This window comes from Acinetobacter terrae, assembly GCF_002135195.1.
GTDB lineage: Bacteria > Pseudomonadota > Gammaproteobacteria > Pseudomonadales > Moraxellaceae > Acinetobacter > Acinetobacter terrae.
In genome coordinates, this window is sequence record NZ_NEGF01000005.1 from 218,362 (window position 1) to 241,357 (window position 22,996).

Annotated in this window: 18 protein-coding genes, 1 rRNA gene and 1 pseudogene; 7 read left to right on the forward strand and 13 right to left on the reverse strand. The window is 39.6% G+C overall.

Going from position 1 to position 22,996, the window contains the following annotated elements:
• Positions 1-79: 79 nt before the first annotated feature.
• From B9T23_RS08040 to pilG, 4 genes are read right to left on the reverse strand one after another with little or no spacing between them, the layout of a single operon-like run.
• Positions 80-2,152 carry a methyl-accepting chemotaxis protein gene (locus B9T23_RS08040; RefSeq protein WP_086193724.1) on the reverse strand — a complete coding sequence of 691 codons (2,073 nt, stop codon included), beginning with the start codon at positions 2,150-2,152 and terminating at the stop codon, positions 80-82.
• 45 nt (positions 2,153-2,197) lie between these two features.
• The gene (locus B9T23_RS08045; RefSeq protein WP_067723814.1) at positions 2,198-2,734 is read right to left on the reverse strand and encodes a chemotaxis protein CheW; all 537 of its coding nucleotides are present in this window, start codon (positions 2,732-2,734) and stop codon (positions 2,198-2,200) included.
• 5 nt (positions 2,735-2,739) lie between these two features.
• Entirely contained in the window at positions 2,740-3,108 is a 369-nt protein-coding gene (locus tag B9T23_RS08050) for a response regulator (protein ID WP_067723813.1), read from the reverse strand.
• 25 nt (positions 3,109-3,133) lie between these two features.
• A complete protein-coding gene (gene pilG / locus B9T23_RS08055) occupies positions 3,134-3,517 on the reverse strand; it encodes a twitching motility response regulator PilG (protein WP_067723812.1) in 384 nt (127 codons plus the stop codon).
• Between the two features lie 279 nt (positions 3,518-3,796).
• Here pilG and B9T23_RS08060 point away from each other — a divergent pair, with 279 nt between their 5' ends.
• From B9T23_RS08060 to B9T23_RS08075, 4 genes are all read left to right on the forward strand, one after another.
• Positions 3,797-4,438: a hypothetical protein gene (locus B9T23_RS08060; RefSeq protein ID WP_086193725.1), complete on the forward strand. Its 642-nt coding sequence runs from the start codon at positions 3,797-3,799 to the stop codon at positions 4,436-4,438.
• A gap of 60 nt (positions 4,439-4,498) precedes the next feature.
• Positions 4,499-5,629, forward strand: coding sequence for an efflux RND transporter periplasmic adaptor subunit (locus tag B9T23_RS08065; protein WP_086193726.1), 1,131 nt, complete (start codon positions 4,499-4,501; stop codon positions 5,627-5,629).
• Between the two features lie 22 nt (positions 5,630-5,651).
• Positions 5,652-8,756, forward strand: a complete 3,105-nt coding sequence (locus B9T23_RS08070; RefSeq protein WP_086193727.1) for an efflux RND transporter permease subunit — start codon at positions 5,652-5,654, stop codon at positions 8,754-8,756.
• A 96-nt stretch (positions 8,757-8,852) separates the two neighbouring features.
• Positions 8,853-10,568 carry a proline--tRNA ligase gene (locus B9T23_RS08075; RefSeq protein WP_086193728.1) on the forward strand — a complete coding sequence of 572 codons (1,716 nt, stop codon included), beginning with the start codon at positions 8,853-8,855 and terminating at the stop codon, positions 10,566-10,568.
• Positions 10,569-10,624: 56 nt separating this feature from the next.
• Here B9T23_RS08075 and B9T23_RS08080 read toward each other — a convergent pair whose 3' ends face one another.
• The 6 genes from B9T23_RS08080 to B9T23_RS08105 form a co-directional block, all read right to left on the reverse strand.
• Complete coding sequence (locus B9T23_RS08080) at positions 10,625-12,049, reverse strand: hypothetical protein (protein WP_086193729.1); 1,425 nt, start codon at positions 12,047-12,049, stop codon at positions 10,625-10,627.
• Between the two features lie 18 nt (positions 12,050-12,067).
• Positions 12,068-14,371 carry a DUF6160 family protein gene (locus B9T23_RS08085; protein WP_086193730.1) on the reverse strand — a complete coding sequence of 768 codons (2,304 nt, stop codon included), beginning with the start codon at positions 14,369-14,371 and terminating at the stop codon, positions 12,068-12,070.
• A 29-nt stretch (positions 14,372-14,400) separates the two neighbouring features.
• A complete protein-coding gene (locus tag B9T23_RS08090) occupies positions 14,401-15,123 on the reverse strand; it encodes a hypothetical protein (protein WP_067723805.1) in 723 nt (240 codons plus the stop codon).
• A gap of 12 nt (positions 15,124-15,135) precedes the next feature.
• The gene (locus tag B9T23_RS08095; RefSeq protein ID WP_067723804.1) at positions 15,136-17,025 is read right to left on the reverse strand and encodes a hypothetical protein; all 1,890 of its coding nucleotides are present in this window, start codon (positions 17,023-17,025) and stop codon (positions 15,136-15,138) included.
• A gap of 244 nt (positions 17,026-17,269) precedes the next feature.
• Complete coding sequence (dcd, locus tag B9T23_RS08100; RefSeq protein ID WP_067723803.1) at positions 17,270-17,839, reverse strand: dCTP deaminase; 570 nt, start codon at positions 17,837-17,839, stop codon at positions 17,270-17,272.
• A 127-nt stretch (positions 17,840-17,966) separates the two neighbouring features.
• The gene (locus B9T23_RS08105; protein ID WP_067723802.1) at positions 17,967-18,560 is read right to left on the reverse strand and encodes a LysE family translocator; all 594 of its coding nucleotides are present in this window, start codon (positions 18,558-18,560) and stop codon (positions 17,967-17,969) included.
• Positions 18,561-18,839: 279 nt separating this feature from the next.
• On the opposite strand from B9T23_RS08105, the gene B9T23_RS08110 reads away from it, so the two are divergent.
• Positions 18,840-19,382 carry a DUF2062 domain-containing protein gene (locus tag B9T23_RS08110; protein ID WP_086193731.1) on the forward strand — a complete coding sequence of 181 codons (543 nt, stop codon included), beginning with the start codon at positions 18,840-18,842 and terminating at the stop codon, positions 19,380-19,382.
• A 301-nt stretch (positions 19,383-19,683) separates the two neighbouring features.
• Here the strand turns inward: B9T23_RS08110 and apbC are convergent, their stop codons facing one another.
• Positions 19,684-20,964 (reverse strand): iron-sulfur cluster carrier protein ApbC, encoded by a 1,281-nt coding sequence (gene apbC, locus B9T23_RS08120; protein WP_086193733.1) that lies wholly within the window; start codon positions 20,962-20,964, stop codon positions 19,684-19,686.
• Positions 20,965-21,351: 387 nt separating this feature from the next.
• On the opposite strand from apbC, the gene B9T23_RS08125 reads away from it, so the two are divergent.
• Positions 21,352-21,675, forward strand: coding sequence for a hypothetical protein (locus tag B9T23_RS08125; RefSeq protein WP_143222512.1), 324 nt, complete (start codon positions 21,352-21,354; stop codon positions 21,673-21,675).
• A gap of 96 nt (positions 21,676-21,771) precedes the next feature.
• On the opposite strand, the gene B9T23_RS08130 is transcribed toward B9T23_RS08125, so the two are convergent.
• Positions 21,772-22,236, reverse strand: a complete 465-nt coding sequence (locus B9T23_RS08130) for a hypothetical protein (RefSeq protein ID WP_086193735.1) — start codon at positions 22,234-22,236, stop codon at positions 21,772-21,774.
• Positions 22,237-22,526: 290 nt separating this feature from the next.
• On the opposite strand from B9T23_RS08130, the pseudogene B9T23_RS16590 reads away from it, so the two are divergent.
• A pseudogene (locus B9T23_RS16590) lies at positions 22,527-22,673 on the forward strand (dihydrolipoyl dehydrogenase); the annotation flags it as partial.
• Between the two features lie 121 nt (positions 22,674-22,794).
• Here the strand turns inward: B9T23_RS16590 and rrf are convergent.
• Positions 22,795-22,909, reverse strand: a 5S ribosomal RNA gene (gene rrf, locus B9T23_RS08135).
• Positions 22,910-22,996: the final 87 nt, after the last annotated feature.

The following is a 22,996-nucleotide window of genomic DNA, read 5'->3' on the forward strand; positions in this document are numbered from 1 at the left end:
TTGTCGATGCTTTATCTGTGATTTATTGATGTGCCTTACCCTAAAGTAAGGCACATCATCCCAAAGCTTTCGTATTACCTTAGTCAGGTAATTTAAAGTCAGTTACAGATTCACGTAACGATTCGGCCATATTTGCCAATTCAGATACTGAACGTGCGGTATCAAACGTTGCTGTTGTGGTTTGTGAAGTAATTTCCTGTACAACATTCATCGTTGTTGCAATATGACCTGCAGAAGCAGACTGTAGTTTTGCAGCATCCGAAATGTTGGCAATCAATTTCGCCAAGTTAGTAGATACGTTTTGAATTTCATCCAGTGCAACACCTGCATCTTTAGACAAGTTCGCACCACGTACAACCTCGGAAGTGGTTTGTTCCATCGAGATTACAGCTTCGTTGGTATCCGTCTGAATGGTTTTTACCAAGCCTTCAATCTGTTTGGTTGCAGATGCTGAACGTTCAGCAAGACGCTGTACCTCATCGGCTACCACGGCGAAACCACGACCGGCTTCACCTGCCATCGACGCCTGAATTGCAGCGTTTAATGCCAAGATGTTGGTCTGGTCGGCAATATCGTTAATCAAGGCAACGATGTTACCAATTTCTTGCGAAGATTCACCCAGACGTTTAATACGTTTCGAGGTTTCCTGAATCTGTTCACGAATCGTGTCCATACCTTCAATTGAACGGTGTACAACGTCAGCACCATTGGCAGCAATTTTTACTGAACGCTCCGCAACGACCGCAGATTCTGTTGCATTCGAAGATACCTGGTCAATCGACATTGCCATTTCGTTAATTGCGGCAGATGCCCCGGCAATTTCTTGCGCCTGATGTTCAGATGCTTCAGCAAGCTGGTTGGTAATGCCCTGCGTGTTCGCAGTATATTGCGCAACTTCTTGAGAAGTTTCGGTAATACGCGATACCAGGTCACGTAATTGGTCAATCGCGAAGTTAATCGAGTCGGCAATCGCACCGGTAAAGTCTTCCGATACTGTCGCGTATGAACGTAAGTCACCGTCTGCCAAGTCAGCAATCTCGTCCAGTAAACGTAAAATCGCATTCTGGTTACGGTCATACTCTTCTTGTAGGCTGGCTACACGCTGTTTATCTGTCTGACCACGTAAACCCAGTAATCTGAATACACAAACCAAGAAACCAACTAAACACAAGATTAAAAATAGTGCAGGAATAGCAATAGACAAACTTGACCCGACAGATAACTTATTCAGGTTGGCCAACAATTCATCTGATTGCGCAAAAATTGAAGATGAGGCTTGACGTACTTTTACAATTTGAGTCGAGTTTTTAAGAATCGTTGCGGACGCTGATTTTAATACATCATCATATTCCGCTTTAATGCCTTCTAGAGACTCACGTAATGCTGGATCAGCAATACGCTCCACACCAAGTTCGGCACTACCATTCAACTGTGCTTCAAGATAAGAACCAAATGTTTCAGTATCCGCACTAAAGTCATCTGCTGACTCACGAGAGTTATCACTACCCGTTAATACCGAGCTGATTGAACGAAGAATACGTTCTGCAATGAATACCTGGTTTTTCGCAATCACCACCTGGTTACTTGGCATATCTTGACGGGCCATTTGGTCAACCATCAAGTTATATTCAGCCTGAATCCCAGGAATCGTTTCACCAATGGCAATATTGGTATCATAAAGCTGGTTAATCATTTTTTGTTGAGAGGAAATTAAATCAATACCGTCTGATACCATTTTCCATTGCTTTTCAACTTCATCCAACGCTAGAGTATGCGGATGAATATCCTTCACTGTTTCAAGGTTTTCCGTAAAACCTTTTTGAGATTCTATTAACTTCTCAATTGATTCTTTGGTCCCTGAAGCTGTTGCTTCGGTTGCCTGACGAGAAATCGTCTGTGATAAAAGACGTAAATCACCCACACTACGGGTTAATTCATTGTTACGCGGCACGCTATAGAATAAGTACAGCAATAGGAATAGTGCGACGACCAGACAGAATGCTGCGCCCAAAATTAAGGGTTTGGACTTCTCACTGTCACCAAATACACGTGATAATTGATCAGTTTGTGATTGAATCTTTGCCAATAAAGCATTACCAACCTTACGGTTGCTGCCTTCACTTGTATTTTTCTTTTTAAGTTTAAAGCCCATCCAGCCTCTCCCCGACTTTCGCCATCATTCTTCAGCGCGCGACTATTAGTTTATAAATTTTATAGATGCATTCATGTATTTTGGGTTTTGCAATAAACGACTAAATAAGAAAACATGCCAGTGTTGATTATGTTGATAAAAATATCCCTGACAATATTCTTGTAAATTGCTGTCTAATTCACTGTGTTTAGAAAAGAAACTTTTCTTATTAAAGTGTTGAATCCCCAAAACTTGATCTACAACCAAACCGACATAATGGTCATTATGACTAATACACAGTACTTTTTGAGTGGGTGAAAACTGACTTCGATGCCCGGAAACATATTGAGCCAAATCAGCCACTGAAAGTAACCGCCCCCGAATATTAGCCAGCCCCATCACCCATGATTGAGTATTCGGAACCGGCGTATATTTAGGTGGATAAATCACTTCAGATACTTCACCTAAGGGGGCAACAAAGTATTGCCCCATCATCTCAAAAGCAATGCCTGACCATCGGTTTACTTCATTTTCAGTTGAAACGTAGTTTTTGTTACCACGTTTAGCAAGCCGAAGTAATTCGATAAATCCATTAGCTGCCATAGAGCTTATCCTGCATTGAGGTGTTGTTTAATCACATCAATTAATTGTTTTTCGTCTACAGGTTTTGTTAAATAATCACTTGCCCCTTGACGTTTCCCCCAAACTCGGTCAGTTGCTTGATCTTTGGTGCTGACAATCACAATCGGAATGTGTTTTGTCGTAGCGCCACGTGCAATTTGACGTGTTGCTTGGAAACCATTTACCCCAGGCATCACCACATCCATTAACACAAGATCCGGCAACTCTGCTTGTGCCATTGTGACACCATCAGCTCCATTCGCTGCTTCAATAACATCGAAGCCGTGTTTAGTTAAAATCTCTTTAAAACGAAATGTTTCTGTTGGTGAATCATCAACAATAAGGATACGTGACATGCTTTCTTTTCCCCAAAAAATAAACTTATGCTGTTACGTGATTACGGATTGCGTTTAACAATTCATCTTTACTAAAAGGTTTAGTTAAATATTCATCTGAACCGACAACACGACCTTTGGCCTGATCAAATAGACCATCTTTACTTGACAGCATAATGACCGGGATATTTTGATAATTTTGAGAGTTTTTAATTAAGGCACAAGTTTGATAACCATCCAGACGCGGCATCATAATATCGACAAACACGATATCTGGATTTGCTTCAGCAATTTTTGCCAATGCTTCAAAACCATCTACTGCGGTTACGACTTCACAACCTTCACGCTGGAGTAATGTCTCTGCTGTACGACGAATGGTTTTTGAATCATCAATCACCATCACTTTTAGATTTTGGAATTTATCGTCCATTTAATGACCCTTCCCATTTTTAGAATGTACAAACAATTTGAGTAGAAAGTTTGATTACAAGTTACAAACATTTTTAACATATCTTTACTTGCGTTTTCAATGCGCATTTTCTGCCCAAAGACTCATTTTCCAAGGTTTTCAACAACAGCTTCACACTTTCCGTCGACCAATGATTTTTTTTTGACTAAGAGAGGTTTTTTATTCATGATTTTGAGTCTAATATAGCATTTTTATTACTTAAAAATAAGTAATTTAGTCAACTTTAAATTGGGGGTTACAATGCAAAGTCAGTTTAAACAAAAACTTGCTTTCATTGCGCAAAAAAAAATGACTAGAAAATTCATGTTTCTAGTTTTGATGTTTTTTCAATCGATCGCTATTTTTGCCACGACTCCAGCTAAAGCGACATGGTATCGTTACTATGATAGTAAAGGTGTCGCTAATATTAGTACCAATGTAACGCCAAATCACATTCGTCATGGTTATGAAGCCTTAGACCAGAACATGCAAGTGATTCAACGTAACCGTGCCTACAACACCGAAGCAGATATAAAAAAAGCACCGCTACGTGCTGCACAAGCAAGACAAAATGCAGCGGACTTAAAACTTAAAACGGCATATACCAACAGTCAGATTGCGGCAACCAAGCGCGATGATGCATTGAGGCACGTTAAAAAACAAATTGCCTTTCAACAAGACCAGCTTAAACAGCTGCAAAATGACCGGATCTACTTTAAACGTCAGCAAATTGAACATTTACGTAAAGCCGAAAGCCTTCCAACAACTTTAAAAAACAGCCTCGATAACAACCAAAAAAATATTGAAGCAAAAAAAGAAAGTATTCAGTCGTTACAAATGCACTATCGAAATACACAGCTAGAATACGACAGAATCATCGCTCGTTTAAAAGCTATTGAATAAATTGCATTTGTTATAATACGGCTTAATTTATGCCACGATAAATAAAAAGGATTTGCCTGCATGCTATTTGGACAGCGTATTATAAAAACAACTAAATTAAGCCACAACAAGAAATATTTAACCTATAGCACCCTCTGTTTGAGTCTGCTGCTGTGTGCTTGTCAAAAAAATGAAATAAAACAGCCGGTTGAAACCACAAATAAAATTGAATTAATTCAACAAGATTTAGTTTTATTCAAGGATGGTTCTTCTGTGGCTAAAACAGCATTTACCGGCACACTTCGTGCAGTGAATCAAAGTAGCATACAGGCTCAAGTGACTGCGACCGCAACGGCTGTCAATGCACAAGTGGGACAAGCCGTTTCCAAAGGTCAGGTCTTGGTTCGCTTAAATAATCAGGATAATGCTGCACGTCTTGCGCAAGCCCAAGCCAATCTTAGTTCGACTCAGGCACAAGCCAGTCTCGCAAAGAACATGATGCAGCGAAAAAAGCGCTTACTGGATCAAGGTTTTATTTCCAAAGTCGAATATGAACAGGCAGCGGTGGATTATCAAGCGCAACTTGAAAATGTGCGCGCACAACAGGCCAATGTCAATATTGCTCAAAAAGCAGATCGTGATGGAACCATCTTGAGTCCGATCTCGGGTGTCATCACCAAACGTGAGGTTGAATCTGGGCAAACGGTAGCGGCTGGCCAAACCCTATTTGAAATCGTGGATCCTGATCATTTAGAAATACAAGGCAAATTACCCAGTGACATGCAGGCAGCATTAAAAGTCGGTCAAAAAATTGAATACACCATTCAAGGGAACCCTGCCCAACTGACGGCGGTATTGACCCGGATATCCCCTGTTGCCGATCCTGCAAGTCGTCAAATTGAATTCTTTGCCAAGCCGAATGAAACCATCAACTCACTCAGTATTGGTTCTTTTGTCGAAGGCAGTATTCTGTCCTCTACACAAATTAACGGCCAGTTGATTCCGCTGGATGTGATCCAGAATCTGAAAGATAAACCTTATGTATGGGTGATCCGCCAGAAAAAAATCGAAAAAGTAAATCTGGTCATTTTAGAACAGCGCTATCGCGACAATTTAGCCGTGGTTCAAGGACTGCAACCCGGTGACCAAATCAGCCGTATTAAATTTAATGACCAAGACCTTCATCAAGAAGTCATAATCACTCAAAAATAAAAATAAGCACAGGATTGCTGTTATGTGGTTTACCCGAATTAGTGTTAAGTATCCTGTTTTCACCATCATGATGATGTTGTGTTTACTGGTGTTGGGGTTCGCGTCTTGGCAACGGATGAGCGTTGAAGAATTCCCGGATGTTGATTTTCCATTTGTGGTGGTCTATACCAGCTATCCTGGTGCATCCCCGGAAATGATTGAATCTGAAGTGACCAAGAAATTGGAAGAAAGAATCAACACCATTTCAGGCTTAAAACAGGTGATTTCACAGTCAAGTGAAGGGCTGTCGACCATTATTGTCGAGTTTAATCTGGATGTTTCGTCTACCGTCGCAGCACAGGATATTCGCGATAAAATTTCTACTGTCACAGCCGGATTTCGTGATGAAATTCAGGATCCTGTGGTGGAGCGTTATGACCCAACAGCCAATGCGGTGATGTCGATTGTTTTTGAATCCGAAACGATGCCGTTACGCGACTTAAGTTCCTATTTAGATCAACGTATTGTCCCGCAATTGCAAACTGTGACTGGCGTAGGCGCTGTCAATTTACTCGGTGATGCACAACGTCAAATCCGTATTGAAGTCGAACCACAAAAACTACAAAGCTTCGGCATTGGGATTGATCAGGTCATCAACACATTAAAAGGTGAAAATATTGAAGTTCCCGGCGGAACTTTGAAACAACCAACATCCGAACTAGTGGTTGAAATCAAATCCAAGGTGCTTCACCCACAATCATTTGGCGATTTAATTATTGCCAATAAAAATGGTGCACCTATTTTCCTAAAACAAGTGGCAAAAATTGAAGACAGCCAAGCAGACTTAGAATCAAGCGCCTATTTAAATGGTAAAACAGCCGTTGCCATTGATATCTTGCGCAGCTCTGATTCCAATGTCATTGAAGTGGTTGATGCAACTTATAAAGCCATGGAGAAAATTGAAAAACAATTACCTCAAGGCACCGTTGCCAAAGTCGTGGTGGATAGCTCTAAAAGTATTCGCGGCAGCATTAAAGATGTTGCACGCACGATTATTGAAGGGGCTGTTTTAGCCGTTCTCATTGTGTTGCTTTTTTTAGGTTCATTACGCTCTACTATAATTACCGGCTTAACCCTTCCCATTGCCTTACTCGGAACGCTCACCTTTATTTGGGCCTTCGGCTTCTCAATCAACATGATGACGCTATTAGCGCTTTCTTTGAGTATTGGTCTTTTGATTGATGATGCGATTGTGGTTCGGGAAAATATTGTTCGCCATGCCGATATGGGCAAAGACCACGTTACCGCAGCATTGGATGGTACTAAAGAAATTGGGCTTGCGGTTTTAGCCACAACGTTGACGATTGTGGCGGTGTTCTTACCCGTTGCTTTTATGGGCGGAATTATTGGTAAATTCTTCTATCAATTTGGGGTAACGGTCAGTGCTGCAGTGCTGATTTCAATGTTTGTCAGCTTCACCCTCGATCCAATGCTTTCTGCACACTGGGCTGAAAAGCATGATCCAAATAAGCAACCGGGAAAAATCAAACGCTTTTTTAACTGGATCTCCAACAAACTTGATAATTTAAGTCACTACTACGAAAAACTGTTAAAACTGGCGCTACGTTTCCGCATTCTTACACTCATGATTGCAGTCGCATCACTTTTTGGCGCATTAGGACTATCCAAACTGGTGGGTACAGAATTTGTTCCTGTTCCTGATAAAAGCGAAATTCGAATTAAGTTTGAAACCCCAGTGGATGCCTCGTTGGAATATTCACAAGCCAAGTTATTGCAAGTTGAGCATATTATTCGCCAACACCCGGATGTACTCAGCACTTACAGCATTATTAACGGCGTGACTGATCGGGGTAAAAACCATGTCAGTATCCGGGTCAGCGTAACTCCTCGTTTAGAGCGTAATAAAACCCTGACGCAGCTCAACAATGAATTTCGTCAACGCTTGCAAAGCGTCGCTGGCATTACCATTACTTCAGTTGCCTCTGCCGATGAAACCGTCTCTGGTGGGCAAAAACCGGTTCTTATTTCCATCAAAGGCCCCGAACTGGATGAGTTACAAAAAATCTCGGATCGTTTTCTTGCAGAAATTTCTAAAGTGAATGGTATTGTCGATCTAGAAAGCTCGCTTAAAGAACCAAAGCCGACCTTAGCTGTTCATATTAATCGCTTACTGGCGAGTGATTTAGGTCTTTCAGTCAATCAAATTGCCAATGTCGTTCGCCCATTGCTTGCGGGTGATGATGTGACGACTTGGCAAGATGAAAAAGGTGAAACATATGATGTCAATCTTCGCCTGACCGAAAATAAACGCAGCTTGCCGAGTGACATCGAAAATCTTTATTTAAGTTCACAAAAAACCGATGCTTCCGGTCAGCCTATTTTAGTCCCACTGGCAAGTGTCGCATCATTTAAAGAAAGTATGGGTGCATCACAAATTAACCGTCGCGATTTAGCCCGTGAAGTATTGGTTAAAGCCAATACTGCCGGTCGTCCTGCGGGTGATATTGGCCAAGATCTTAAAAAGATTCAAGATAACTTTGATTTGCCACCGGGTTATAGTTTCGTCACCCAAGGCGCAAATAAAGATATGGCTGAATCTGCAGGTTATGCCATGACTGCAATTACCCTATCCATTGTATTTATCTATATTGTGCTTGGATCACAATTCAATAGCTTTATTCACCCCGCTGCCATTATGGCTTCCCTACCCCTTTCACTGATTGGGGTCTTTCTTGCATTGTTCCTGTTTAATTCAACCATGAACCTATTTTCCATTATTGGCATTATCATGCTGATGGGATTAGTTACTAAAAATGCCATCCTGTTGATCGACTTCATCAAGAAAGCTATGGATCGAGGTGAAGACCGTTACGATGCCATTATTGCTGCAGGTAAAACCCGCTTACGTCCTATTTTAATGACCACCAGTGCCATGGTGATGGGCATGATTCCCCTGGCATTAGGCTTAGGTGAAGGCGGTGAACAAAGTGCGCCTATGGCACATGCCGTGATTGGCGGTGTAATTACCTCTACCCTATTAACCTTAGTGGTGGTACCGGTGATCTTTACTTACTTAGATGACTTTAAGAATTTTATGACGCGCCAAATACGAAAAATCATGGCATAATTTATGACATCACAATGAGGTGACATTCAGAAATGTTCACCTCATTTTTTATTGTATAATCTTGGCTTTCAAGGCTTAATTTTTAGGACAGCTTCCATGCGCGCGAGTCGCTTTTTATTTGCTACGTTAAGAGAAACCCCAAACGATGCTGAAGTCATTTCACATCAGCTCATGTTACGTGCGGGTATGATTCGTAAATTGGCTTCGGGTTTATACACTTGGTTGCCGATGGGCGTACGTGTGCTAAATAAAGTTGAAGCGATTGTACGTGAAGAAATGAACCGTGCGGGCTCACTTGAAGTGTTCATGCCGGTGACTCAACCTTCAAGTTTATGGGAAGAATCAGGTCGCTTTGTGCAATATGGTCCTGAACTGCTACGTTTCAAAGATCGTCATAACAACGATTTTGTGCTTGGACCTACCCACGAAGAAGTGATTACCGATCTTGCACGTAACGAATTGAAAAGTTACAAACAACTTCCAATCAATTTCTACCAAATTCAAACCAAATTCCGTGATGAAATTCGTCCACGTTTTGGGGTAATGCGTTCACGTGAATTCATCATGAAAGATGCTTATTCTTTCCATATAGATCAAGCATCATTACAAGAAACCTATGACGTGATGTACGATACCTATTGCCGTATCTTTACTCGTTTAGGTTTAGACTTCCGTCCAGTTCAGGCGGATACTGGCTCAATTGGTGGTTCAGGCTCACACGAATTCCACGTACTGGCTTCAAGCGGTGAAGATGATATCGCCTTCTCAACCGAATCTGACTATGCAGCCAACGTTGAAATGGCTGAAGCAGTACTTGTTGGTGAACGTGCAGCTGCAACGCAAGAATTAAAACTTGTAGATACACCAAATCAAAAAACTATTGCTGACGTATCTGCGTTCCTTAAAACTGAAACCAAAGATTCAGTAAAAGCCTTATTGGTTCAAGGTATCGCAGACGAAAATGGCCATGTTCCAGTCGTTGCATTATTCCTTCGCGGCGACCATGAACTCAATGAAATTAAAGCGGAAAAACATGCTGCTATTGCTGCGCCTTTAACTTTTGCAACCGAAGAACAAATTTCTGCACTCGGTTTAACTACAGGTTTCATTGGTCCTCAAGGTTTAGTTGAGAAAGGCTTAACTGTAATTGTGGATCGTGCAGCTTCTGTATTGTCTGATTTTGTTGCGGGTGCTAACGAAGCAGATAAACACGCAACTGGCGTAAACTGGGAACGTGATGCGAAATTCACTGAGGTTTATGACTTGCGTAATGTGGTTGAAGGCGATCCATCACCAGATGGCAAAGGTACTATCCTTATTAAACGTGGTATTGAAGTCGGTCATATTTTCCAACTCGGTAAAAAATACTCTGAAGCTTTAGACTGTAAAGTTCTGGGTGAAGATGGTAAACCACAGGTTGTAACGATGGGTTGTTACGGTATTGGAGTAACACGTGTTGTTGCATCAGCCATTGAACAAAACTTCGATGATAAAGGTATTATCTGGCCTGCTGCCATTGCACCTTTTGACGTTGCAATTGTGCCAATGAACGCGCATAAATCACCACGTGCTTTAGTTGCGGCAGAAGAGCTATATGCTGAACTTCAAGCTGCGGGTTATGACGTTATTTTAGATGATCGTAATGAACGTCCAGGGGTAAAATTCTCTGACCTTGAATTAACCGGTATTCCACATCGTATCGTGATTGGTGAGAAAGGTTTGGATGCAGGCACCTTTGAATATAAAGGTCGTACTGATGCAGAATCTGTGAATATTTCGAAAGAAGAGTTACTTGCGAAATTCGCAAAATAATTTTGATTTGATATAAAAAATCCCGCTTAGGCGGGATTTTTTATGAGACAAAGAAATTAACAGAATTTATGCCCACCAAAGCAGTTTGTAGGAACTGTCTGGTTTTTCAATATTTTATCCTGCAATGTTAAGCTTGCAGGTCGACCAGTGTCATAGCTGGTAAAACCACCCACATTAATGTTCAATTTTTTAACTACAGGAACATCGGCAATTGTTCCCAAAGCCTCAGTCAAACTCACATTGATCAAGTTTTCAGGTCTTAATAAAAAGTCTGATATTGCTGTAGCAACTTGCGGCAGTACGTAAGAAATATCAACTTCATCTTGTGTTTGCAAATAGCCCAATTGAATGGGGTCTTTAAATGACATCCACCAACCTGGGCGCGCTATATCGGCTGCATCTGTACCCTGCCATTTCACGTTCTGATTCTGTAAAGACAAATATCCACCAGTACCGTTCAATGGAATATTATGAATCATGCTCAGTGCCTGAACAAAAGTAATGTCCATGTTCAAGTTATCAAGTGAAGAGCCGGTATCCATTTTGAAAAAAGAATGTTCACCTACATTCAGGCCCAAAAGACTAATCAAGGGATCAAAGGTTACAAAAAGTTGGTCATTGGTAAAGTTCGGGTTACCAATGACATTTGCAGGCATCGTGGCAGTCGGTGCTGCCAAAGGAATACTCGCAATACTTGAACGAATACCCGATACCGTTGCCGATTTCATACGCGAACCGGTCACAATGGTTTCTGGCATGACAAACTCTACGCGCATCGATGGTACGGTAATACCGGTATGACCTTCTGTCTGCTGACCATTTGTAATCGGCTTACTGGTAAATTCACGTGTTTGCCCTAATGCCTTTAAATTACCTGAAATTTTTTCATTTTCGGCCAACCCAAATTTGGTGGCTTTAGTTTTTGATTCGCCTGCCGTTTGCGCCATCTTCATATAGCCGGTAAAACTTTGAATACCATCACTTGGATTTTGTCCGTTTTCAGTCCCTAAGGTCAGGAGACCCATAATATTTTGTGCACCTAGACGGAAGCCGGCAACTTCACGTGTCGCAGCAGTATTTCCTTTGATTGCAAATTCAATAAAAGGGTTGGTGATTGAGGCACTCGTAGCAGCACGGCCATCACCACTAAATGTAGGGCTACCATTTGCATCGGTACCAGTATTCAACCCACTTAAGGAGATGTTGGAAATATCAATATCACAGCCTACTTTAATGCTGTTGTTAGTGCCCCCACACCCTAGCTGCAGAGATTTAATATTGACGTTCAGTTCCATCAATGCTGCAATACTTAACTTATGGAAATTTAAGCCTTGAGAAGTATCTGAACTATTTTCTAAATTTAATAACGCCTGCCCATCAACTTTCGACAATTCGCTGTCATCTAATACGATCATTGCATGACTATAATGGCTTAGATTCAATGCAGCAAAAATTAAACCACTTAATAATTTCTTTTTCATTATTATATCTTCCTGATTTTAACGTGGTGTAATGCCCAAAGTGCTACGAATCATGCCACCCGTCAGTGCGATTGATGCGATATTCTGCATATTGCCATTGGTCGACATGGCAAAATTGGTTCTAAATGGTGTTGCGATGTTATTGCCAGCATTTAATTTAACTTGGTTATCAAAGGTTACGGTATCTGCACTCACACGAACTTTCGCTTTCATCGCAAGATCTCCTTCAATACGGTTAAAATGAATCCCTGAAGTCTTTAATTTACCATCTACATCAATATCTTCATTGGTAAGACTGAAATAACTACCTAAGTTTGCGACGTCAGCGACCTCAGCTGTGCTTAATGGTCTAAATTTAAATTTTGCATCGAAGGCTAAGAAATTACTATCCGGATTCTCAGTTGTTGGGTCTATGCCTGGAATAATTAACAACTCTCCACTGCCATCAAGCTTAAAAGCGATATTAGTGATTACATCGTCACGCTTCGAAAAATTATCATGTGGCACATAGGTGCCACATTTAGCGTAAGTACCTGATGCACAGTTATATTTTGAACCAGGTAATTGGCCAATCGCAAGTTCCGCTTTTGCAGCAATTAATAACTTGTCGGCACGAATATAAATCCCTTCATTTTCATAACCAATAACGCCATCAGATTGAAAAAAAGCATCTATATTTCGAAAACCAGCATAATAATTAACAGGTTCACTATGAACCCCATTTTGACCATCAATTAATATAATAGACGTGGTACTGGGTAAACCTGTTTTTGAATCTATGCCATAGCCCTCTGTAGATGCCATAACATTGTAAGCAATTCCGCTCTTGTTGGCTGTCCCATAGGTACCAGCAGACAATGCGACATTGGCATTCAAGTTATAAATGGGAATACCAATCCCCCACGTCCCCCCATTACCATTCAGTTTTTGCAACGAATTGTCTGAAATAATGCGCGCTTTTGCTGCAATGGATTGGAAATCCATACCACGAATAGCAATTAAAACAACATCTTTAGGATTAGCTGCGGTGGTTAAAGTTTGTTTCAGTATTGGACTGGTAACAACAAGCGTTTTTTGAATATTTTCATTAATAATGAAATCAAGGGTTTTCGTTGTTACCGTATTAATATAAATGTCACCAAAGTCGATATATGCATTTTTCTTATGTAAGGTGCCATCTGCGGCCCGAGTGGTAAGCTGTCTTAAATTTGAAAATTCAATAGCATGACTGCCTTTACCCGTATGCCCAATTTCAAGCGTTGTTGCTGACATCGTCGCAGGAAGATTAGTATCAGATGCATTGGTGAAATCCGCCGCTAAACTTAAATGCAAACCACCGGAGCCAACAAGTCCAGGGTCATTGCCCGCACCATTATAGCCTGGTGCTGTTTTAGTCTCTTTCGTTAATACGCCATTGACCTTGTTATTGACTTCAAAATTAGCAACCTTAGTTTGGTTACCATTCACAGCCAATTTGGCATTCGTTACTGCACCGGAAGCACCTAAGCGCATAATATTTTTACGTTCATTGCTCGGGGTGTTATAACGTAAATCGATATTTACCCCTGGATTCGTTGCATCAGTACGCCCAGCAACAACATCTGTCGTATCGGTAACGCGTTTTAGATCAACATAGTGATTTTGATTTTCATTATATGTACTTAATACAAGCCCTTCGTCTTGGTCGATATACATATAACCGTCACCGGCAAAATTAAAATTAAAATCATTCAAAATAAGGCTATTAAGGCCTAATTTATGACTAATAGTGGCATTTTGTAATTGAAAATCGATACTTGCTTTCGCATACTTATTAAATAATCCACCTGTTGTTTGCAAAACAAAATTCAGTGGTGTAGATGTACTGATTCCAAGTGTACCTAAACTTTGATTAGATTTAACCCCCGGGGTACGTAAACTAGTCACTGCTTGCTGACATGGATTGGTAGTGCAGGTGTTTTTAACCAGCATTAAATCTGCTGTTGCTGTAAATGGAGCTACACTTGCAGCAAGACGAATCCCTGCGCCGCTAGATGTTCCACCTACATCAAATTCAAGCTGGCTGACAATAGGCTTATTATTCACACCATCAATCTGCACGTTATGTAACCCTAAACCCATTTGTACATTTGCTGCTGGATTTGGATCATACCAATTTGCTTGCTCAATTTTGACACGCGACACTTCATGCGTGATCACGATGCCATCTTGCCCCGTCACACTGCTCAGTTCTTGCTCGTCAATTTGCTCTAATGCATATCCTTGCTGTGCAAGACATATACATACCGTCAGCACATTTAACTTCATTGTCGTTTTTATCATATTCATATCCTTATTATGTACTGAAGCCTCTAGCAACGGATGTTTACACCGCCAGTACAGTTATAGCTAAATATTTTTAAATTACCCGACATATGTAAGTTGCCATGCATATTCAGTCCCAGGAAGCCTTTCTCTGTATTTCTATCAAATGTTGGAACATTCGTCACAATATCAGTAATAGTGCCATCATCTTGAATGGTCTTGGCTGTATAGGTGCTATAGGTAGATGTATTGGCATAGCCTTCATTGGCCCCTGTGCCTGTACCGGTTTCAACACCGACCGTACTAAAACCCAAGTTACGTATTTTTAACGGTTTATTGTCATAAAAAGTCACTTGCATCGCGGTTTGTGCTTCGTTACGACTGTTGCCAACTGTTACAGCATCAATAGAAAATTGATCAATTTGCAAGGTGCCTTGAATGCCTTTGAAAACTAGCCATCTTTTATTACCCAAAGCATCTACATGATTATTCGGTGCAATAGCTAAACGACAAAGTTGCTTTTCTGTGCCACATACCGTTGGATCGAGTGAATAAAAAACTGAGGTTGGCTTACCATTAGCATCGAGTATCGAAATCGAATTTTTCGTCATATCTGTGGCATAAAGATGGTTTAACGATAAAGTCCAACTCAAGTCAGCGCCCCCTTGACCCACTGTATCTTTAAGCTCTTGTGGACTCATAGCTTCAAGACCCGCATGGGCTGTAAGTGCCGCACTTAACAGTGCAAAAAGTGTCATTTGCTTTAGCATTGCTGTACTCCCTTACAAACCTGTTGTTTTAATTTTAAGGTGTTGAATCAGAACACCATCAATGACGGCAGATCCATAATTTTTAATATCCCCATTGGCATTTTTAAACATAATCCCGGTTGAGTTATTGTCTTGCTTGGCACGCAACAGATTGGTGCCCGGAATACGTTCTGTACTGCCAATGGCTATACTGCTGTGGGTTGCTGTACGTCCTTGATAAAGTGCAGAAGCATCAGTAGATACGTTTTTAATCGCCTCACCACATTGATACACATTACAGGTTGAGCCTTTTAAGGCCATTGTGCCTAATCCACTGCCATAGTTTTGATAAATTTTATTATAAATTTCAGGCACGTTTGGAATACGCGTCACTTCCAAAATAATGTTATTACCATCTGAGGCAACAATAAATGGCTGATCCATGGTGCCCAAGACCAAGTTAATATTTGGGCTATAAATATACATACCTTCCAATTCGTGGAAGGTCGGTGCGGCAGACGAATTCAGCGCTGGTGTTGAGGCAGTGCCATCCGATTGATCATTCTTGGCTGCGGTACTGATACGAATTCCCTTGCTGTCTAGATTCGTAGAAGCAGTGGTTAAATTTTCGGGCGTATCATTGGTATTGATTCGAATAACACTAGCTAAACCCAAAGTTTGACTATAATCCTTCGTCGGAGAAGTGAAGGTTTGAAACAGGCGGAATTGAGAGCCATTGAGACTTAAACCATTAGCAACAAATTGCAGTCTTAAACGCTCTGATACCAAAAGATCACCTGGTACATTAGGTGCTCCTGTAATTGGATCGACAGAATTAGATGAGCTAAAACTGCGTGCAAAAATATCCGTCCAGAAACCCAGTTTAATATTATTGTCTGCTTCATTGGCTGCCACAGTAGCCAATGGTGCCTCCAGAGCAATATATCCAAGGTCTTTTTCTGTAGCACTGAATTGTCTTACTTTTTCCGTACCTGCGCGGAATAGCCATGGGTTAACCGTCGAACCCCAATTAAAACCCTGATTACTGTAACGCGTATTTAATGAACCATCACTCTTGGATAAAGCTAAACCATAAATAAACACATCTGCTTTGGTTCTTTTATTACTGATTTGTGCCGCTGTTAATGAAACAGCCGAAGCATTTCCAGCTTTAATCCCTTCAGCAATTGGATCTTTCTGAGACAACTGAGCTTGCCTAATTGCCTCGGCAGTGATCCATGTTCTAGTATCTGTGACAACTTTAGCTGTTGCATCAGTAATAACGGGTTTTTCAGCTTTGATCTTTTCTATTGTTCGACGTTCAGCTTCTGCAGCACCACGCCAAATAATAGAGTTATAGTAAGCTTGATACTCATTAAAAGGTTTACTTCTGTCCCAATATCTATCTATTTCTGCTTTTTCATAAATTGTATATTTGCTTGAATAAAATTCATTATATTTAGAAGTATATAAAACTGGATCGTTATTTACGCTATTTTGAATCGTTGTATACGTTGTTGCATTTGTAGTGACTGTATTTTGATAGGTACTATTGTAGGCTACAGAATAATTTTTTTCGAACGCTGTATCATATAGTTGTTGGTAGTTTTCACCCGTGGGAATAATGCGAATAAGACCTGTATCAAGCTGCCAAGGATTCGCTACGCCTCGCGCATAACTCGACCCTGTCGAAGTATCATAAATACTTCTTGAAATATCATTTAACGCTGTTGAACGGTCGTTCGCTCCTTGAAAAACCATTTTGAAATTTTCAAGGCTTAAACCAATCCCCTCACCTGTTGTTTCAGCAAGATGGTCATCTGATAAAGATTCAAGTGCATAAACTGACGGGCTAAGTAAAACTGCGATTAAACTCGCCAAACAAGATTTTTTAAATCTTGCATTATTCCAACTTTGAGTCATCACGACCTTCCTTTTTATCAGATGCTCCGCATCATTATTTTTTAGTTCATCCTAAGCTTGGTATATCTCTTTTATTTATTTGTCATTACAACAATGTTCTTACCAAGTTTGTACAACTTTTTATTATGCTGAATATTTACCCAATTGCAAAAAAAACTGGGCGAATGAACCCAGTTTCCGATGAATGAATCCCACAAAAAATAAGCGGACCACAATGATCCGCTTATTCAATTATTTATAGCATTTATGCTTTCGGTAGTGTCACGCCAGTCTGACCTTGGTATTTACCACCACGGTCTTTATATGATGTTTCACATACTTCATCTGATTCAAAGAACAACATTTGAGCTACACCTTCACCCGCATAAATACGAGCAGGCAAGTTGGTTGTATTTGAAAATTCCAAAGTCACGTGACCTTCCCACTCAGGCTCAAGCGGAGTCACATTCACAATAATACCGCAACGTGCATAGGTAGATTTACCTAAACATACGGTCAATACATTACGTGGAATACGGAAATATTCTACTGTACGTGCTAAGGCAAATGAATTTGGCGGAATAATACATACATCCGATTCAATATCGATAAAGCTTTTATCATCAAAGTTTTTGGGATCGACAATTACTGAATGGACATTGGTAAATACTTTAAATTCACGCGCACAACGAACATCATAACCATAGCTTGAAACGCCATATGAAATGAGTTTTTCACCTGTTTCATCATAACGCACTTGGTTTTCTGCATACGGTTCAATCATGCCGTGATTTTCGCTCATTTCACGAATCCAACGATCAGACTTAATTGCCATTATTTCTATACCCAAAAATAGTTAAATCAATTATTGCGCTGTACTTTAACTGAAATTGGCTGCAATGGAAATGATGATGAGGCGATGATGTCATTTTTTACAAAATGCGTATTTTCATCGCCTCATCTTAAAGACTTAAAAGAGCAGAATAACCCAGAGGAATAGAGAAACTGACCAAAACTAAAGAAGCGGTTTTTTGTAAGTTAGATTGATTCAGCCAACGTACTTTATTCGAGGCCAAGATAGAACCAATAAAAGTCCAAAACAAAGCAATTGGCACAATTAAAATGAGAAACATGCCAATATGAACTAAATAATTATTCAGTGTTAACCACGCTGAACTTGGAAAGATAGCAGAAGCAAAGAGTAATGCTTTAGGGTTTAATAAGGTTGCACAAAACAATTCACGTGCACGAATGGTCGGCAGATTATAGCTGGCTTCGATATCTGCCGTTTTCCAAAGTTTAATCGCGAGAAAAATAATATACAGCGCGCTTAATAACTTCAGAAATATCGGGAGAATAGGAAATCGACTTGAAACTGTACCAATAATGATTCCCCAAACAGTAATTGAAATTAAATAACCAATTGATTCTGCGGGGATAAGTCGTAATGATTTGCGCACACCTACCTGTATACCAGAAGATGCAAGCAATGTATTTGTTGGGCCCGGTGTCAATAAAATAGTGACCACTAAACCGATGAACAGCCATGAAATCATATGCGACCTCTCTATAGAGTGCGCGAAGAGTAAATCAGTTTATTGTACTTAGCAAATACGGAATTTTACATCTTTTCTAGAGCCTTCAGAACAACCAAATAAATGTATAAATTTCAATTATTTAATAAATTAAACAACATATAACTTGATAGTCATTTGTTAGAAAAAATTTCAATAGTCCTATTTTTCCAGCCTTAATCAACACATTCTCTCATGCCTGAACTGTCACTTAGTGATCAATTCAGGCACAATGTATCATTCCTTAAGCATCCTACTTTTATGGCAAAACAATTCTTTCAATCATGGCTTCCCTCTCCTCATAAAGTCGCAGAGACGAAACTGATGAAGATTTTTGGTCAACGCACCTTAAATCCTTTGCTGTGGTATGTGAACAGAAAGTCTATTTCAAAAGCCATTTTTATTGGTACGTTTTGGGGCATGTTGCCTTTGCCTTTTCATAGTATTTTGATTGTTTTGACCGTACTACTCTTTGAGGTCAATTTACCGGTGAGTTTATGTCTCGCGTGGCTAACGAATCCCTTCACGCTTGTTCCCATTTTATATATTGGTTTTTGGTTGGGTGCGAAGGTGTTTCAAGTGAATATGATTGATCAAGATATGATACTGGGTGTTCTGCATCAGATCAGTCACTGGATTACACACTTTGGAAATGGACATATCGATTTGAGTTTGGCGAAAATTCTATTATCCGGTTTATTGTTGGAAGCTTTAATTTTTGCCGTGATATTATTTGTCATTACGCGGCTGTTTTGGCGCTGGAATATTATTCAACATTATAACCGTCGTCGATATATGAAATAATATCAAATAATCATCATACCTTTAAATATCAGAATATCACTAGACGCATTATTCCAATTACCTTTGATTATAAAATTTGCTTTATGATATTTTTCCTGACGGAGCCAACTTGTTTTTGCTCTGCGATTAATACTCTTCCACAACGCAGTTTTGATATTTTTATTAAGCATTATTGAAGTATCAATCCTGCTTTTGAACAGCTTTATCCTATTACTTTTTTGTACTTCAAAAAACACAATCCTACTCAATAAAAAAGCCCCACTGAAGCGGGACTTTTTAAATATGACTATTCAATCAGCGATTAGAAAATTCTATTTTGCGGCTTCTCTACTTTCGGTAATTGATCTGCAATTTTTTGTGCAATAGACATATAGCTTTCAGCCGCATCATCACCTACAAGTACAGAAGGTTTGCCTGCATCGGCATTTTCACGAATTTGAACATTTAAAGGTAAACGACCCAGTAAAGGAATATTGTATTGTTCAGATAACTTGTCACCACCACCGGTACCGAAAATCTGCTCTTCATAACCACAGTTCGAACAAATATGCGTCGACATGTTTTCCACGACACCCATGACAGGAATTTGAACTTTATTAAACAGTTCTATTCCTTTTGTTGCATCTAAAAGTGCTACATTTTGCGGAGTAGTAACAATCACAGCACCAGTCACAGGAATACGCTGCGCAAGCGTCAATTGAATATCCCCTGTCCCTGGAGGCATATCAATCATCAGAACATCCAGGTCTGGCCACAAGGTTTGGTTAAACAACTGCATCAATGCACCTGTGGCTTTCGGACCACGCCAAGCCACAGGGGTATTGTTATCGCCCGTTAAATGTCCAATCGATAGAACCGCCATACCATACGCATCGATTGGAACAAAATTTTCCGCTTCAATCATCGGAGTACGCCCTGCATTACCCAACATGGTTGGAATACTTGGACCATAGATATCAGCATCTAAAACACCGACTTTTAAACCTAATTTTTGCAATGCTAATGCAAGGTTCACAGTAGTGGTCGATTTACCCACACCACCTTTACCCGATGAAACCAAGATCACATTTTTAATACGTGGATGCTTAGGGACATCTCTTTGTTGCGGTGCTGGTTTTTGAATCGGTGGATTATTTGGATCTTCCTCATTTTTTGTTTCAGCTTGAGCTGTTTTGCCTGAGGCATCCACTACAGGCGGAAGTTTTTGGGCTTGAGGCGTTGCATTTTCACCCTGAGGTTTGCTTGAACAGCTATGTCCTTCTTTTCCATGATCATGATTGGAACAGCTTTCATCTTGTGCATGTTTTTGCTGAATCACATGCATATTGAGTTCTTGGATACCACATTTTTCTAAGGCATCAGCCAGATCATCATGGATTTTTTGCAAATGATCCGCTTCCTCAGGATAAGTATTAATGGTTATTTGTAATACTCGCCCCTCGACATTCACTTGGGTAATCCGGTCTTTCAGAGCATTGTTTGAATTTGGCAATATATAGCCTTGTAGCACATTCTGGATTTCTTCCTCCTTCACCTCCTGCGCGGGTGAAAAAACAGATTTAAGCGAAGAAAGCCACGACATAAGTTTACTCCAAGTACGAACATACAGCTGAATATGATAGTTTAGCTTTAAATGAGGCGAAGGTTAAGTAAAGTTCTAGCTTGCTTTATGAATGTTGCTAAAAATCCGACCTAATCAGTAGGTTTTAGTGCTTAACTCTTTATTTTAAAGATGATATTGCATTCTTTTTACTAATCCATCTATAAGTATACTTTTATTAAATCATCGACTCGCACGAACTTAAAAGCGGATAGATTCGAAAAAGTTCAAAAATTTACTTTTTGGTTTACCTATCTAAATAACGATTATTTTCGTAACAATTATTATGCAGACATATCTTTATTTTGTTCTTTATATTAGCTGCACATTATTATTTTTATCATAACAATTATTTTCGGGGATTATATTTTGCTAAAACAATTACTTCCATGCATTTTATTGACTGCTATGTCATTTGCCCACGCAGCAAATGAAACTTCTTCTATACATACCCCGGAAGGACAATTAATCAGTTTGGGTGATACTTTTACAGATATGCAAAATCGTCTGAAGTTGTCGCCAAGTTCAATGATTACACGTGAATTCAAAGAAGGTAAAAATCTTGATTTAGCAATGGACTATAAATACGAAATAGAAAATATGATGTATACCATCACCATTGTGAACGATCGTGTGAGGAAAATTGAATGGCTCAATACTGATCAGGAAATTAAAGATAAAATAACCCAATAACTTTTTTATTTTTCAAAAAATCTTTATTTTTACTTCTGATTATTCCAGCTAAAGCTCTTTAATTTAACTGGAATATTTGATCAAAACTCAACCAAATCAACCTTGGTCGTCTTTTTTAAATTTGTTAAGTTTATCTGTCGCAGTTTTCTTTAACTCATCCAATTTAGTACTTGCCTGCGCTTTTAGTTCATCAAATTTAACTGAGGCTTCTTGCTTAAATTCAGTCGCTTTTAATTTTGCTTCCTCAAATTTATGGCTGACTTCCGTTTTTAAGTGCTCTAATTTATCGTGCACCTTATTTTCTGTCTCTGAAGATTCAGTTTTTACATCATCCATTTTTTGATTAAATGACACTTTAGCTTCAGTATATTTAGCCTCAGTTTCCTTGTGTAAATTATGAAGCGCCTTTTCACTTTCAAGCTTAATTTCAGAAGCTTTATGTTTTAAATCATCAACTGTTTTTTCACCTTGAAATTGTACTTCTTTAGCTTTGAGCTTTAGGTTTTCACTTAAATCAGATGCTTTGTTTTTTAAGTCGTCTAATTTATTTTCATTTGTCATGATTTTTTCCTTTATGTTATTCAATATTTAGCTCACTTATTAGTTATACAAGGACTTTTCTATCAATAAAATCCAAAACTGCATTTTGAAACAAAGGGTGTACAGGATGTAGCGAAGTGATATAAGACATTAAATTAAAAGTATCTGTAGGATTTTTATAGATACTTTCATAGTAAAGATTAAATAATTAATTGTTCGGCTGAATAACTATAACCATTTGAAAATTTTGCATAAATTTAATATGTATCATTTAGTTTATACACTGCACCTAAATTAGATCACTCTCGGCATCTGCCGAACATATGGCACATCTATTATGCTGGATGATCTCCGGAGGCTTAACCCTGGATGAGATATTGGATAAACCGTTCTACCATCCCACCCTGGAAGAAGGCCTCAGAACGGCCTTTAAACATGCCCGACGGCAGCTGGAATAAAAACAGGATTCGAGTTTCTCTTCATCTTTGATCTTATTACGGCAGCCTTCTTTTTTGCTTTCTTTTTTATGCATAAAAAACCCCCTCTGCTTTATAGCGGAGGGGGATTTTCGGAATAATGAGCTGGCGATGACTTACTCTCACATGGGTAACCCCACACTACCATCAGCGCAAAGAGGTTTCACTTCTGAGTTCGGGAAGGGATCAGGTGGTTCACTCTTGCTATTGTCGCCAGCACAACTGTTTATGATTACTCGCTATGGTCTTATTTACACTGGGTGTATGCCTAGCTTTGGTCAAAAGAGTTATTAACAGATATATTT